The organism is Wolbachia endosymbiont of Cylisticus convexus (assembly GCF_003344345.1).
The window spans coordinates 35,495-50,271 of the sequence record NZ_QPIP01000001.1; the positions used below are offsets into that span (position 1 = coordinate 35,495).

At 34.5% G+C, this 14,777-nt stretch carries 13 protein-coding genes and 2 pseudogenes; 5 read left to right on the top strand and 10 right to left on the bottom strand.

Translation table 11 applies throughout. From position 1 onward, the window contains the following. Positions 1-8: 8 nt before the first annotated feature. The 9 genes from Wcon_RS00180 to Wcon_RS00220 all read right to left on the bottom strand — a co-directional run bounded on the left by Wcon_RS00180 (position 9) and on the right by Wcon_RS00220 (position 11,092). Complete coding sequence (locus Wcon_RS00180) at positions 9-1,205, bottom strand: MFS transporter (protein ID WP_114516764.1); 1,197 nt, start codon at positions 1,203-1,205, stop codon at positions 9-11. A gap of 780 nt (positions 1,206-1,985) precedes the next feature. After that, complete coding sequence (uvrB, locus tag Wcon_RS00185) at positions 1,986-3,920, bottom strand: excinuclease ABC subunit UvrB (protein ID WP_114516765.1); 1,935 nt, start codon at positions 3,918-3,920, stop codon at positions 1,986-1,988. Positions 3,921-4,006: 86 nt separating this feature from the next. Then, positions 4,007-4,768 carry a cytochrome c1 gene (locus tag Wcon_RS00190; RefSeq protein WP_047759771.1) on the bottom strand — a complete coding sequence of 254 codons (762 nt, stop codon included), beginning with the start codon at positions 4,766-4,768 and terminating at the stop codon, positions 4,007-4,009. 278 nt (positions 4,769-5,046) lie between these two features. Beyond that, positions 5,047-6,273 carry a cytochrome b gene (locus Wcon_RS00195; protein ID WP_114516766.1) on the bottom strand — a complete coding sequence of 409 codons (1,227 nt, stop codon included), beginning with the start codon at positions 6,271-6,273 and terminating at the stop codon, positions 5,047-5,049. Between the two features lie 122 nt (positions 6,274-6,395). After that, positions 6,396-7,463 carry an ankyrin repeat domain-containing protein gene (locus tag Wcon_RS00200; RefSeq protein WP_114516767.1) on the bottom strand — a complete coding sequence of 356 codons (1,068 nt, stop codon included), beginning with the start codon at positions 7,461-7,463 and terminating at the stop codon, positions 6,396-6,398. Between the two features lie 253 nt (positions 7,464-7,716). Further along, positions 7,717-7,872 carry a hypothetical protein gene (locus Wcon_RS11625; RefSeq protein ID WP_237349937.1) on the bottom strand — a complete coding sequence of 52 codons (156 nt, stop codon included), beginning with the start codon at positions 7,870-7,872 and terminating at the stop codon, positions 7,717-7,719. 82 nt (positions 7,873-7,954) lie between these two features. Further along, positions 7,955-9,331: an ankyrin repeat domain-containing protein gene (locus Wcon_RS11630; protein ID WP_237349938.1), complete on the bottom strand. Its 1,377-nt coding sequence runs from the start codon at positions 9,329-9,331 to the stop codon at positions 7,955-7,957. A 253-nt stretch (positions 9,332-9,584) separates the two neighbouring features. Further along, positions 9,585-10,736, bottom strand: coding sequence for an ankyrin repeat domain-containing protein (locus Wcon_RS00215; protein ID WP_114516768.1), 1,152 nt, complete (start codon positions 10,734-10,736; stop codon positions 9,585-9,587). 107 nt (positions 10,737-10,843) lie between these two features. Then, positions 10,844-11,092 carry a J domain-containing protein gene (locus tag Wcon_RS00220; RefSeq protein WP_237349939.1) on the bottom strand — a complete coding sequence of 83 codons (249 nt, stop codon included), beginning with the start codon at positions 11,090-11,092 and terminating at the stop codon, positions 10,844-10,846. A gap of 169 nt (positions 11,093-11,261) precedes the next feature. Between Wcon_RS00220 and Wcon_RS00225 the strand changes: the two genes are divergently transcribed. The 5 genes and pseudogenes from Wcon_RS00225 (at position 11,262) to Wcon_RS11315 (ending at position 14,279) form a co-directional block, all read left to right on the top strand. Further along, positions 11,262-11,825, top strand: a complete 564-nt coding sequence (locus Wcon_RS00225; protein ID WP_114516770.1) for a NifU family protein — start codon at positions 11,262-11,264, stop codon at positions 11,823-11,825. After that, positions 11,822-13,046, top strand: a pseudogene (hisS, locus tag Wcon_RS00230) (histidine--tRNA ligase). Before Wcon_RS00225 ends, hisS begins: the two are co-directional and overlap by 4 nt. Before the next feature lie 101 nt (positions 13,047-13,147). Beyond that, positions 13,148-13,282: a hypothetical protein gene (locus tag Wcon_RS12390; protein WP_255351250.1), complete on the top strand. Its 135-nt coding sequence runs from the start codon at positions 13,148-13,150 to the stop codon at positions 13,280-13,282. A gap of 215 nt (positions 13,283-13,497) precedes the next feature. Next, positions 13,498-14,125 (top strand): annotated as a pseudogene (locus Wcon_RS00235) (transposase family protein). Then, positions 14,118-14,279: a hypothetical protein gene (locus Wcon_RS11315; RefSeq protein ID WP_179947440.1), complete on the top strand. Its 162-nt coding sequence runs from the start codon at positions 14,118-14,120 to the stop codon at positions 14,277-14,279. The pseudogene Wcon_RS00235 and the gene Wcon_RS11315 overlap by 8 nt, the downstream one beginning before the upstream one ends. Before the next feature lie 145 nt (positions 14,280-14,424). Here Wcon_RS11315 and Wcon_RS11635 read toward each other — a convergent pair whose 3' ends face one another. Next, on the bottom strand, positions 14,425-14,634 hold the full coding sequence (locus Wcon_RS11635; protein WP_114516771.1) for a transposase: 210 nt from the start codon (positions 14,632-14,634) through the stop codon (positions 14,425-14,427). Positions 14,635-14,777 lie beyond the last annotated feature (143 nt).

Below are 14,777 nucleotides of genomic sequence, written 5' to 3' on the forward strand. Positions count from 1 at the left end.
CAATCGACTCAAGATTCAGCTACTTTATTTTTATAGTATGTTTCTTTTGTAGCATAATTTAAAATACTAGCAAATGTTAACATTGCAAATATTGTGAAAAGCGCCATTTGATGATCTGGAAAAAGCGCTAAAACTGACACTACAATTCCGCTGACAATAAACATAAATCCATTGATAATGGATGATGATGTGCTAATGTATTTCCGCTCCACAATCTCACTGCCAACAGTAAAATTAAGCATATGTCCTCCTGAAAAAAAACCAAACATTAACATACAAAAGTATACAATATGAACTGTTAAGTGGCTGTATAGTAAAATAATAATTGAAATGCCTTGCAGTAGAGCAAAAGCAGAAATTACGTGCCTTCTATTTTCAAATAGATTTGAGATTAGATCTGCAATTGGAGCACCAATTGCAAGACCAAGCCACAATATTGCAGTTGCCACACCTGACTCCATTGTATTGAGTTCCAAGTTGCTTAGTAACCTTGGTGCCCACAACATATTAAGCGCTAAAAATGTTCCAAAAGTAATAGCACCCACTATTGAGGTTATCCAGATATCTCTTAATTTTAGCACCATTAGTACAGAACATATTACTGTTTTTATAGAGCTTTTTATTATGTATCTTTCCAAACTTTTTTTTAAAAATCCTTTCGGATAAAAAAACATAAGTACAAATATCGACACGCCAAATAATATTACGCATACAATTAGATTCTTCCAATCTGCACCTTCAACAAGAAAGCTAGAGAATAACATTTGAATCATCAAAGCGGAAAGACTTGAAATTGTCTGCACTAGTGAAAACATTAATCCAAATTGGGTAATGGGAAAGTATGTGCTACTTATATGAGCAGCGCCAATAAAACCAAACGATGCTCCAATTGCAATCAACAATTGAGATAAAATTAAATGGGCAAAATTATCACTGTTGATAAGGACAAAAAACCCAAAGATCATAATTGATAATGAGAAAAAATAAATTTTTTTACTGGAAAAAACGTTAAACATTGCCCCACTGAAAAATTGTGAGATGGCAAAAGTCCAACTATATGCTGAATTAGCCAGTGCAACTTGCGCAATTGTGATCCCAAGTTCTTTTTCAAGATTTACACTTATAAAAGTATAGATTATCTGCATATTGCTGAATATAACAATCAAGTTACTGATCAACCAAATGAACCAAACTCTACTTTCCATAAGTTTATTTTATAAATAATCCATTGATACTCAGCCCCTTTTTAGGCTCTGATTACTGTTAAAACAGTTGCAATTATAGTATGATATAAAAGCTATGGAAACTAAACAAACAATTTATTGTGAAATTTAAACTGCCATCAAAGTAGACCTATTACAGCACAACAGCCAATAAAAACCACTTGACAAACTTTCCCACTTTCCTTATTATATCAATAAGAGTATTTATCCTTGTTTTTGGGCTCAACGACAAAATTCAGTAAAAAAACTCAGATATTTATTGGCAAGTTACATAAAATTATAGCGGCTGCATGTCTTTTTTATTTTTTCTACATTCAGCCAAATCGCGCTTAAAATAAGCGTTAGCACATTATTACAACGCCAATTTAAATTATTATAGGGTCAAAACTCGCTATACGGGGGTTCTTTTGTCTTTTTTTTATTTAGTAAATTTCTTAATATTTATAGCTAAAGTAATTTTAGAGAGCCAGCGTGTGACTAGTTCTTATTACCTGGTCAGTCTTCTGGATCTCAGTGTCAGCTACTCGGATGACAGGAAAGAGGGCACTGGGATGACACCGAAGGGGCTACAGGAACGACACTACAGAGGTTACTTAGATGACAAAGGCACTGGGATGACAAGAAAGGAAGCACTGGTTTCAATATTTGCACATTAGTCATGCACCTGAACAGATACCTTTTTTCTGCCACTTGGATGATGTTTTTTCAAATTGTTGGTAAATCAAAGTCAGTTTAGCTACTAATTAGCTGTCTTTTTTCTAGTTATGCAAGGGGTCTATTATTAAATCTTTCAATAATACCTTTTATTTTTGCCGCCTCTTCAAACTCTAAATTTTCAGCATGTTTCAACATTTGCTTTTTCAAACTGTTTAGATCATCCTTATTAAAATTCTCAACTACCACTTTTTCCTGTAGAGTATTTGATATAGGCTTTATTATAGTTTTTGGTACAATATTATGCAGTATATTATACTCTGTCTGTTTCTTTCTTCTCCTTTCAGTCTCTTTCAGTGCGCGATCCATAGAATTAGTCATTTTATCTGCATATAAAATTACTCTGCCTTCAACGTTGCGTGCAGCACGGCCTATCGTTTGAATGAGTGAAGTCTCCGATCGTAAAAACCCTTCTTTGTCAGCATCTAAAATTGCAACTAACCCACACTCGGGAATATCAAGACCTTCCCTCAGTAAGTTAACACCAACTAAAACATCTATTTCTTTCGATCTTAATTTGCATATAATTTCAATTCTCTCCAGTGCACCAATATCTGAATGCAGATAAGTTACTTTCATACTGAGCTCACTCATATGTTCAGCTAGCTTTTCAGCCATTTTTTTTGTCAATGTGGTAATGAGAATACAAAACCCCTTCTTTATTGTTACTTGCGCCTCGTGAATCACATCATCAACCTGACTCTCTGTTGGTTTTATAGTGCAAATGGGATCTGTAAGTCCTGTTGGGCGGATAACTTGCTCTATGAATGCATGATTAGTCTTTTCTAACTCGTATTTTCCGGGAGTAGCCGAAACGTAAATAGTTTGGGGCCGTATTGCCTCCCACTCTTCAAATTTTAATGGACGGTTATCAGAAGCAGAAGGGAGCCTAAAACCATAATCAATCAATTTCTTTTTACGTGCTTCATTGCCACTATACATTGCACCTATCTGGGGAACGGTTACATGGCTTTCATCAACAAATAAAATTACATCTTTAGGTAAATACTCAAACAACGTAGGCGGTGGATCCCCGGCTTTCATTTCATAAAGATAACGAGAATAATTTTCAATACCTTTACACACTCCCGTTGCCATCATCATTTCAATATCAAAATTAGTACGCTGCTCAAGGCGCTTTGCTTCAACAATTTTGTTCTGTGAATAGTAATAATCCAAACGTTCATGCAGTTCTTTTTTGATCAGCTGAACTGCTTGCAATAGAGTTTCACGTGATGTAATGTGATAGCTGTTTGGAAAAATGGTGATTTTATCTATGCGTCTGATAATATTGCCAGTCATGGCATCGATTTCAAAAATTTCTTCTATTTCATCACCAAACAATGATAGACGCCAAGCTTTATTTTCATAATAGGTAGGAAAGATATCGATAATGTCGCCACGCACTCTGAAATATCCTCGCTCAAATCTAACATCAGAGCGCTTGTATTGAAGATCAGCTAAATTACTCAGGAAATCATTAACACGCACTTTATCTCCAATATTAAGGGATATAGTCATATTGAGGTAACTTTCAGGCGAACCAAGACCGTATATACAGGAAACACTGGCAACTACAATTGTGTCCCTGCGCTCCAAAAGCGAACAGACAGCGGAATAACGTAGCATATCAATTCTTTCATTTATTAAAGAGTCTTTTTCAATATAAGTGTCAGTTTGTGGCGAATAAGCTTCAGGCTGATAATAATCATAATAAGAAATGAAGTATCCAACAGCATTGTGGGGAAAAAATCCTCTCATTTCCTCGTAAAGCTGCGCCGCTAAAGTTTTATTATGCGCCATAATTAACGCAGGCCTGTTTGTTCTTGCAATAACATTTGCCATAGTGAAAGTTTTTCCAGAGCCAGTTACTCCAAGTAAAACCTGATCTCTTTTATTACTATTTAGCCCTGCAACTAAGCTATCTATTGCTTGTGGTTGATCTCCAGCTGGCTGAAAATGTGTAACTATTTGAAATTCCATACCTTTATATTTTCATAATGTATTTATTATTATATAATACATTTGCTAGTGTAAATAAGGTATAAAAGAATGAACATAAAAAAACTCTATTTTTTCTTTTTATAGAGCTTGCTCCAAATCCTGTTGTTAGTTAATACAAAAAACACCGTCAAAATTATAAAGTATGTCACTATTTTTAACCCAAGTTTATGTCGGCGTTCCAGCTCTGGCTCCGCTGCCCATTGTAAAAAATTTACCACATCATATGCCATATTTTCAACTGTGGCTTGCCTTGCACCATCATATTCTACCATTCCTTCAGAAAGCGGTGGTGCCATAGCTAACCTACCTGTTGAAAAATATGGATTAAAATATAAACCGTTCTCATCATGTTCACCGTTTTGATAACCAATTAGTAGTGAATAGACATAATTTGCACCATCATGTCTTGCTTTGACAATTAATGATAAGTCCGGTGGAATTGCGCCATTGTTGCTTGCTGCAGCTGCTTCTTTCGTGTCAAAAGGTGCAATAAAATAGTCCGAAGATACTCCCGGCCTATCAAACATTTCACCCATATCATTTGGCCCATCTTTCACTTGATAAGAGGCTGCGATTTGTTTTACATCCTCTTCAGAAAAACCAACATCTTGCAAGTTACGGAACGCTATTCTATTCATTGAATGGCAAGCAGCACAGACTTCCTTGTATACCTTATAGCCACGCTGAACTGACTCTCTATCGAAAGATCCGGTAATCCCATTAAAACTCCAATCCATCTTCTTATTTGGTGATGGTGTGAATTCTTCTGCAGATATAAAACTAGACAGGAATAACATGCAAAAGACTGCAAATACATTAGATCCCATGCGTAACCACTGTTTTAGTAAATTTCGAATTGATGTCATTCCAGTGCTTGACACTGGAATCCAGTTTATTTCATCACTGACATTATGGTTATCGTGCACTCCCAGAATTTGTTGTTCATTGCATGATTTATAAGTATTTTTATATCTGGATCCCAGTGTCAAGCACTGGGATGACAACAGAAGATAGCGAAATGACGCTGTGTGTTGTATACAATATTCATAAAGTTGTGAAGCTGGGATGACAGAGAATTTTGTAAGGAATTTGCTTTGAGTTGACATCACTTCATCTCCGGCGCAGAATCACTTATGGTTTTCGGTGGTTCTTTTGGTTTCTCATACTTACTAAGTAAAGGTAAAATTATCACAAAGTATGAAAAGTAATAAAGAGTTGAAAGCCTACTTAAAGTAATGTAAGGCTCTTTGACTTCCTGCCCCCCAAGCCAAGCAAGAAATGCAAAATTTACTGCAAAAACCCAAAAAAATTTCTTAAACAGTGGACGGTAAGCACCACTTTTAACCTTTGATTGATCAAGCCAAGGCAAAAGAAACCACACTAAAATAGACCCAAACATGGTAAGTACACCAATAAGTTTATTTGGAATTGAACGCAGCATCGCATAAAAAGGTAAGAAATACCACTCTGGCACTATATGTACTGGAGTTACCATAGGATCAGCTTCTATATAATTATCAGGATGCCCAAGATAATTAGGGGCATAAAAAACAAATGCAAACAAAATTATAAAAAATAAACCAAAAGTTATGCAATCCTTTGCTATATAATAAGGATAAAATGGAATGGTATCCTTATCTGACCTGACTTCTATTCCACTTGGGTTACTAGAGCCAAATCTGTGTAGAGCAATAACATGCAACATAGCTAAAGCAATAATAATGAAAGGCAGAAGATAATGCAGTGCAAAAAAACGATTGAGTGTTGGGTTATCAACAGAAAAACCACCCCACAACCATATAACTATTTTATTGCCGATCAAAGGTATCGCTGAAAATAAGTTGGTTATGACTGTTGCACCCCAAAAACTCATTTGCCCCCAGGGAAGAACATACCCCATAAAGGCAGTTGCCATCATTGCAAAAAATATAAATATGCCAATAAACCACACCATCTCTCGTGGCCTCTTATAAGATCCATAATACAATCCACGCATTATATGGACATATACAACCATAAAAAAAAGCGAAGCTCCAACAGCATGAGTGTAGCGTATCAACCATCCGTAATTTACGTCACGCATTATACGCTCCACGCTATTAAACGCATAATCAACATGCGGAGTATAATGCATAGCAAGAAATATACCTGTTATTATCTGCAAAATTAGTGCTATACCAGCTAAAGAACCAAAGTTCCAAGCATAATTTAAATTTTTTGGTACTTGATAAGAAGCAGTGTGTTTTAGAAAAGAAAATATAGGAAGCCTATACTCTATCCAACCTAATATACCTTTTTCTTCTATTATTTCTTTTTTGCTATCATCTTCCATAACTTAAAGTTTTTTCGCCTTAACTCATTTTATTGTAACAACTTACCTACAACGCACAATAAAAAGTTTAAATTTAAAGAATAGATTTCACGAAAATAAGCACTCAAACTCGAGTACTTATTTTAAAGGGACTTTTGATATATACCTTTAGATGTTGTTGAGTTGCTTAGTGAACTTCCAGGACACCGATAAAGTTTCTCACACTTACTAAGTGCCATCCTGACATCTCTTTCTAGAGAATTAAGTTTTCTTTCTTTAATCTGTTCTATCGTCGAAAATGAGTCATCCAATGGCATTGAATATTTTTCTCCTGTGAACTTTCTGACCACTACATCAGCTAGTAGGGCTGTTCCATTAAAATCAATCTTTCCAGCAACAGGCTGCTGTGCAGGGAGTAAAGCAGGAGAACTGCTGAATAAGCCACTGAGTGTGGCGGTACTTAAAGCTCTCACCCAACTAAATATACTATGAATAAAAGAAGAAGATTTTACTGCGCTGCTTGTAGTGCTGCTAGCTTCTTTAAAATTTTCTCTGGTAAAGATGAAGGAAGGATTCACTGCGCTATTTGTTGCATCTGTGGTATCGCCAGCTTCGAGCTCTAACTTAGCATTTATTCTAGCAGAAAGTAATAGTGCTCTACAATTATTTTCATGAGATCTTAACAAAGCTAAGGGTATTTTTTGTATGTCACAGCCATCACTGCACAGACTTTCATAATCTGGAATAACCTCAAATGCTGTTTTGCCATTTGTACTTTTAATGTTAATATCAATACCATCCTCAAGCAGAACTTTTGCTATATCTAATCGACAATGATAAAGCGCTAAGTGTAAAGCTGTAAAATTTTGCATTCCTTGAAAGCTAGTTTTGTCTTGGGTACAAAGAAATACAATTTTCTCCATTGGTAACTTATCACGTCCTATAACAATGGGCTTCAAAGGAACAAGGCACGCATCACTCACAGCATTAATATCAGCACCATTGTTAAGCAAAAACTGCAATATCTTTTTGCTACCTCTGTAAGTAGCAAAATGTATAGGTGTCATACCATATTGCTCGCCATTAATAATTTCCTTTTGTACACCTTTAATCTTCGCCTTTCCAACACATCTTTTAACTTCCTTAAAATCAAGTTTGTTTATAGCAGTAAACAATTTACTCCTTAACTCTTTTATTCTGTGTTTTCGCATCAAATACCTCCTAAAAGACAACGTTCTTGGCTTTGTATCACATGATTTAGTATTTGCAAGTGAAATTTAAAAAGAAAAAATTTCAATGGTTAAAAATTAGGTTTTCAATAACCTATCACGTAATTTTTGTGCAAAATACTCTGAACCTCCTTATTCAAATTTTTTGGCTCTTGATAAGAAGCAATGTGTTTGAGAAGAGGAAATAAGGGATAGAAAAATAAGCACTCAAATTTGAATGCTTATTTTAACCGATTTAAAGGGATTTTTGATGACGCACACCTTTAGATATTGTTGGATTGCTTAATGAACTTTCAGGACACTGATAAAGTTTTTCAAACTTACTAAATATGCTCTCAACGTTTTTTGCCATAGTGTTAAGCTCTCTTTCTCTAGTTTCTTCTCTTGTCAAAAACGAATCTTCCAATGACCTGAAATATTGTTTTCCTGTAAACTTACTTATTGCTACAGCAGTTAGTAGAACTGTTCCATTATCAACTTGTGAAGAATAGATGGGGCTTCCAGTCGAATATGCAACAGATTGCTGTGCAGGGGGTAAAAGCAGGAGTACTGCTGAATAAGCCATTGAGTATGGCGGTACTTAAAGCTCTCACCCAACTAAGTATACTATTAATAGAAGAAGAAGGTTTTACTGCATTGCTTGTAGTGCTGCCAGATTCCAATGCTGCTTTAAGGCTGACTTTAGTAGAAGCTAATATCGCTTTACAATCAGTTGAAACGGTACCACTCAATATAGATATTACTCTTTGCATTTCACTATCGCGATTACATATATCTTTCCTATAACCTCCAACAATATCTAATGCTGTTTTGCCATTCATATCTTTAGTATTAATATCAGCATTATTACAGAGGAGGAGTTCTACCATATCTGACTGACAATAAAAAGATGCTAAGCATAAAGGTGTAAAACCTTTATAATTTGCAGCATTGATATTGGCACCGCTATCAAGCAGAAATTGTCCTAATTCTAGTTCACCATGAATAGCAGCAATGTGTAGAGAAGTACTAAGATATTCAGTACTAGTAGCATTAATATCAGTACCTTCATTAAGCAAAAGCTGCAATATTTTTAAGTTGCACTTGTTAGTAGCAAAATGTATAGGTTTCATACTGTATCTTTCACTACTCAAAATCCTGCTTTTTATACCTATATTCTCTGCTTCTTTAATACATTTTTCAACTTTCTGAAAATTACCTATATTCATGGCAGCGAATAATTCATCCGTCAATTGTTCAACTTCTTTGCTTGCCATATCTGCAGTGTTAGAGTTATCATCAATTTCTAATACTGTCTTAATAGTTACTGTAAAGGTCACATATTCCAATATAGATACTATTTCTTGTCTTGTGTTGCTATCACACATATTTCTTCTATAACCTCCAGCAACATTTAATGCTGTTTTGCCATTCATATCCTTAATACTACTATCAGCGCTGTTGAAGAGCAGAAGTTTTACCATATCTGGGCGACAATAGAAAGATGCTAAGTACAAAGGTGTAAAGCCTTTATAATTTGTAGCATTGATATTAGCACCATTATCAAGTAGAAATTGTGCTATTTCTACTTCATTATCAACAGTAGCAATGTGTAAGGGAGTACTCAAATATGTATTACTAATAGCAACATTAATATCACCACCTTTAGCAATTAAAAAGCGTAATATTCTTAAGTTACGTTTTTGAGTAGCAAGAAGTATAGGATTTATACTGTACTCTCCATTATTCAAAACCTCGTTCTTTATATGTTCTCTCTCTGCCTCTTCAATACATTTTTCAATTTTCTGAAAATCACCCATGCTTATAGCAGCAAGTAATTTTTTTCTTAACTTCTCAGCATTTGTTAACATCAGAACACCTTTTAAAGGATAACATTCTCGGCTTTATATCATATAATTGAGTATGTGCAAGTGAAATTTACAGAGAAAAATTTCAATGATTAAAAATTAGGTTTTCAATAACCTATCACGTAATTTTTGTGCAAAATACTCTGAACCTCCTTATTCAAATTTTTTGGCTCTTGATAAGAAGCAATGTGTTTGAGAAGAGGAAATAAGGGATAGAAAAATAAGCACTCAAATTTGAATGCTTATTTTAACCGATTTAAAGGGATTTTTGATGACGCACACCTTTAGATATTGTTGGATTGCTTAATGAATTTTCAGGACACTGATAAAGTTTTTCAAACTTACTAAGTGCCATCTTGATATCTCCTTCTATAGCACTAACCTTTCTTTTTTGAAGTTCTTTTAGTGTTAAAGGCGAATTACCTATGGGCTCGGAAAATTGTATTCCAAAAAGCTTGTTCATTGCTACAATAGCTAGCATAGCTGTTCGATAATAATAATCTTGCGAAAAACCAATTGAGCTTCCAGTTGAATGAGTAGCAGGCTGTTGAACAGAAGGTAAAGCAGGAGTAGTTACCCAATTAAGTATGTCATTAATAAAGAAAGAAGGCCTTACTGTACTGCTTGATGCAGATATAGATTTCGTAGTATCACCTGGGTTTACATTTACGCTTTCTACTTCTGCAACAATTTCTTTTATCGTTTTATCGGGATAAGACAACTTAACATAGTCTGATGGTGTCTCGTTCCTTATATCCTTAACATTGTCAATATCAGCCTTATTATCGTATAACAATTTTATCATTTCAGGGCGTTTTAATTTAATAGCCAAATATATAGGTGTCTGGCCCTGTTCGTTTTGAACATTGACATTAGCGTGATATTTGATAAGAAGCTCAACTATTCTTAAGTAGTTCTTTTGAACAGCAGCATGTAAACATGAATTTTCTGAATAAGCAAGAAGATCAAACTTGCCGTTTGGGCTAGCACCACGCTTAAGTAAGACTTCCACTTTCTCCGGACTATTATCATATATAGCCCAACCTACAAGAGTACGTTTCTTACCAGCATATAAAAAGTAGCCACTAATCCTAGCCTTTTTATCGATTAGAAGCTCTATCATTTTTGTAGTGCCCTTCGTAACAGCATAGTATATAGGTGGCATACGAAAATAATCCTCAATATTAACATCTGCACCATTCTCAATTAAAAAATTCATCATTTCTAAATCTCGGTTACTAACAGCAATCGATAAAGGTGAGTTATCATTCACATCTTTAGAGTTAATAACATTAGTAGTATGTGTCCTTCCTTCTCTAATATACTCCTCAGCCTTTTGAAAATCACGTTCCTTTACTGCAGAACGTAGCCCATCTCTCCATTTTTCAATTTCTTTATTTGTAATCATAAACCCTCCTAAGGGCTAATATTTTTAGCCCTTATACCATATAAATTGAATGTGTGCTAGCAAAATCTATATGGAAAATTAAAGAGGTTTTACAATGTAAGAAATTGTTATTTCAGCAACTTATCACGTGCTGCGTTTAACTTTTGTGCAAAATATTCTGAGCCTCCTTTGTCTGGATGGACTAGCTTCATTAAATTTTGGTATGCTTTATTGATTTCATTCTGGCTTGCTTCAGGATTTAGCCCCAGTATTTTTAATGCTTCGTCTTTAGACATGTTATCACCAGTATAATTTTTGTTGTAACTTGTACCACTATTAAATTCGTTCAAAAACTTACTTAATATAGAGTTCATCATAAAACTTATGTTATTTCTCTTCGCCAGAAAGAGAAAAAATACAACAACGCTAGGCAGGACAAAAGTGATTATTGCGAATATCAAAAAAAGGAAAAAGATGAATGACATGTATATTTTTTTATCATTTTATGATTAAATAGTAACAATTATAATTATTGTGGTAAATAACATGTTTATCCAGATTGAAGAAACACCAAACCCAAACACACTAAAATTTCTTCCTGGGTTTGAAATTTTAAGCGAAGGAGAAACAGCCGATTTTTCAAATCTAGATGAAATAAAAAGCTCTAAACTAGCAGCAAATCTTTTTCAAATAGAGCATGTTGTAAGAGTATTTTTTGGTCATGATTTTATTTCAGTAACAAAATCAGATGGAATTAATTGGGATATATTAAAAGTGGAAGTCTTAACTACAATTATGGATCACTTTACTTCTGGTGGAAAAGCACTGGATAAAGAAGGAGCAAACGATCCAAATGAAGAGTTTTTTGATAAAAATGATATAGAAGTTGTAAATAGAATAAAAGAATTAATGGAAAGTTATATCAAACCTGCAGTTGCTCAAGATGGTGGTGATATCAAATTTCGTGGATATAAAGACGGAATAGTTTACGTTGAGCTGCAAGGAGCCTGCTCTGGATGCCCAAGTGCTGCAATTACCCTAAGGCAAGGAGTGCAAAATATGCTGAGCTATCACATACCAGAAGTTTCGGGTATAGAGACTATGCTATGACTAATCAAACAGTTAGAGGGACAAAAGATCTTCTGTTTGATGAATGGTATAAATTTAAATACATAGAGCAAACAGCAAATCGAATCTCAAGTTTATACGGCTTTTTGCCTGCTCAAACTCCGATATTTGAATACACAGAAGTTTTCACAAAGACTTTAGGTGATAGCTCAGATATCATCAATAAAGAGATGTACACCTTTAATGATAAAGGAGGAAAGAGCATAACTCTGCGTCCTGAATTCACTGCAGCGATTGTCAGGCTGCTCATTGAAAAAAAACTGCAAACACCGATAAAATTATTCTCAACAGGACCTGCATTTCGTTACGAAAGACCACAAAAGGGACGACAAAGGCAATTTCATCAGATAAATTTTGAAGTTTTTGGCATAGAAGATCCAAAAGTTGATATTGAATTGATATCACTTGCTCAGCACTTACTAACTGAATTTGGCATCGATAAAAACGTAAAGCTGGAAATCAACTCTTTGGGTGATGGTGAAACAATAACCAGATATAGAGAAGCTTTGATATCATATTTTAAAAAGTTTAAAAATGACCTATCAGAAGATAGTCAAAATAGATTGATTAAAAACCCACTCAGAATACTAGACTCCAAGGATAAGATAGATAAAGAAATAATCTCTAATGCACCTAAAATCAGCAACTATTGTACAAAAAAATCCTCAGATTTTTTTTGAGCAAATATTAAACAGACTGACAGCTCTTGATATACCTTATACCGTAAATAATAAATTGGTTAGAGGTTTAGATTATTATTGTCACACAGTGTTTGAGTTTGTTACAGAAGATTTGGGTACACAAGGAGCGGTTTTTGCAGGAGGAAGATATGATAATCTAGTCTATTCCGTAGGTGGAAAGCATACTCCAGCAATAGGATTTGCAGGAGGTATTGAGCGCATAATGGAATTAATCAACTATGTCACAAAAGAAGAGAGACCCATTTACCTAATTCCAATCGGTAGAGAAGCTGAAGAACATGCTCTAATACTTGTAAATGAATTGCGCAAAAATGGTTTATATGTGGTTCACGAATATAGCGGAACGCTTAAAACCCGCATGAAAAAAGCAAATCAAGCAAATGCAAAAGCTGCATTAATCTTTGGTGATGAAGAGCTAAGCAGTAAAACTTTAAAAATTAAAAATATGGATACGAGTGAAGAAAAAATAATCGCTCGCGATAAAATAGTAGAAAACATCTAGGCTCTGTGGACAAAATGTTAGCAGGTCAAATTAATTGAGGGCAGGAAGTATAAAAAAGCGGTAATTTAACCTAATGATCATAAATATAGAGAAGTTACCGTATGAAATATCACATAAAAAAGGAAATTTGGAAGCAAATTTTTGCATTTTTAAAGAGCACAAAAGGAATACACAGTAAAAATGAGGAGAAGTTAAGAATATTTATGGAAGCAGTGTGGCAAAGTGGTTGCCAATGACCAAGAATTTACGGTAATTACAGGAGTATACGTAGGAGGTTTAAAAAGTGGTGCGAAAAGGGAATTTTGGCAAAATTACTTAAGTATGCACAACAAGATCCAGATTTGGAAATCTCCATAATTGATGGAACAATCATCAGATCTCATTAAACCTCTTTGAAACTAGAACAAAGCTAAGAAGAGTGTACAATGATGGGTTTTGAGTAAGGGAAAAGGTGAAAATAGTAGAAGAGTTGGATGATGAAAAATTTCGCAGGTTAACAGGAGTAAAAAAGGTAATATTTAATAAAATGGTAGAGATTTTACGGGAAGGAAAAAAAGGTTAAAGGAGGTAGAGTTGAGTGAAGAGGGCATACTATTTATGGCACTGAGAGAATATCGTACATATTTTCATAAAGCTATGGAATTAGCGAAAGTACAGCATATAAAAAGACATAAGTAGTGATAGAAAAAGAGAGCAAGAGAGTGATATGTACGTCATTTTCAAACGGCAGGGTGTATGATTTTTGGATTTTTAAAGAGTCAAAAGTGCGTATTTACCAGAAATGAAGGTGCTAGCAGATACAGGGTACAGAGGTTTGCAAAAAATTCATGAAAACGTTGAATTGCCATACAGGAAAACGAAAAAGAACCTCTTAACAAAAGAGCAAAAGAAAGAAAATCAAAAGCTAAGAGAGCAGTAGTTGAAAATGTGATAGAATTGCTCAAAAGATTCAAAATTATAGTGGATAGATATAGAAATCGAAGGAAACGCTTCAGTCTCTGAGGTTCAATCTTATTTCCGGAATTTACAATTTGGAGTTGTCCATATGGGTTATGCAAGAGGTCTATTATCTTGCATGATGATTCATTAAATACCGATATACTAATATTCGACATTGAGCAGGCTATTCAGCAAGGAATGGTACTTGAGATTTGCGGTACACAGCTACCTTTGAATCAATTATTGACAGAACTCGACAGCAACAATAATTACTTGGCAACTGAAAATAAATGAAGATCAGCTTTTGATGGGAGTGTTAAATAAACCATACGCATCAAGTTAAGGAAAAGTGGTATAAGAAAGAAGAGAAGCGGTAAAAATTATTTTAGACATTAAACGATAAAATTAGTAATTCATAGACTCTTTAAAAAAAATTATCTTACTTTAATAAACAGTGATTTTGCAATTTGCCTATATATCCCTGATCAGCAAAAAACTTACGTAAATTTGCATTTAGCTTGAACAAAAAGATACCATCACGATCTTGAACGCTTGCACTATGAACATCTGCTAGCCATATTGTATCTACAACAATATGGCGTTTCCTACCCTTTATTTTCTTGCCAGCTCTGGTTTGAGTTGTTTTCACTGATTAACTATTCCTACTGAAGGCGTTTCGTTTTTACCAACCATTTTTCTTACCTCTTTTACTAGCATATCATGTATTTTTTCCAATTTGCCATCCACCTGAGATACACACTCTTCCACGGCGGAAAATCCTTGTCATTTACA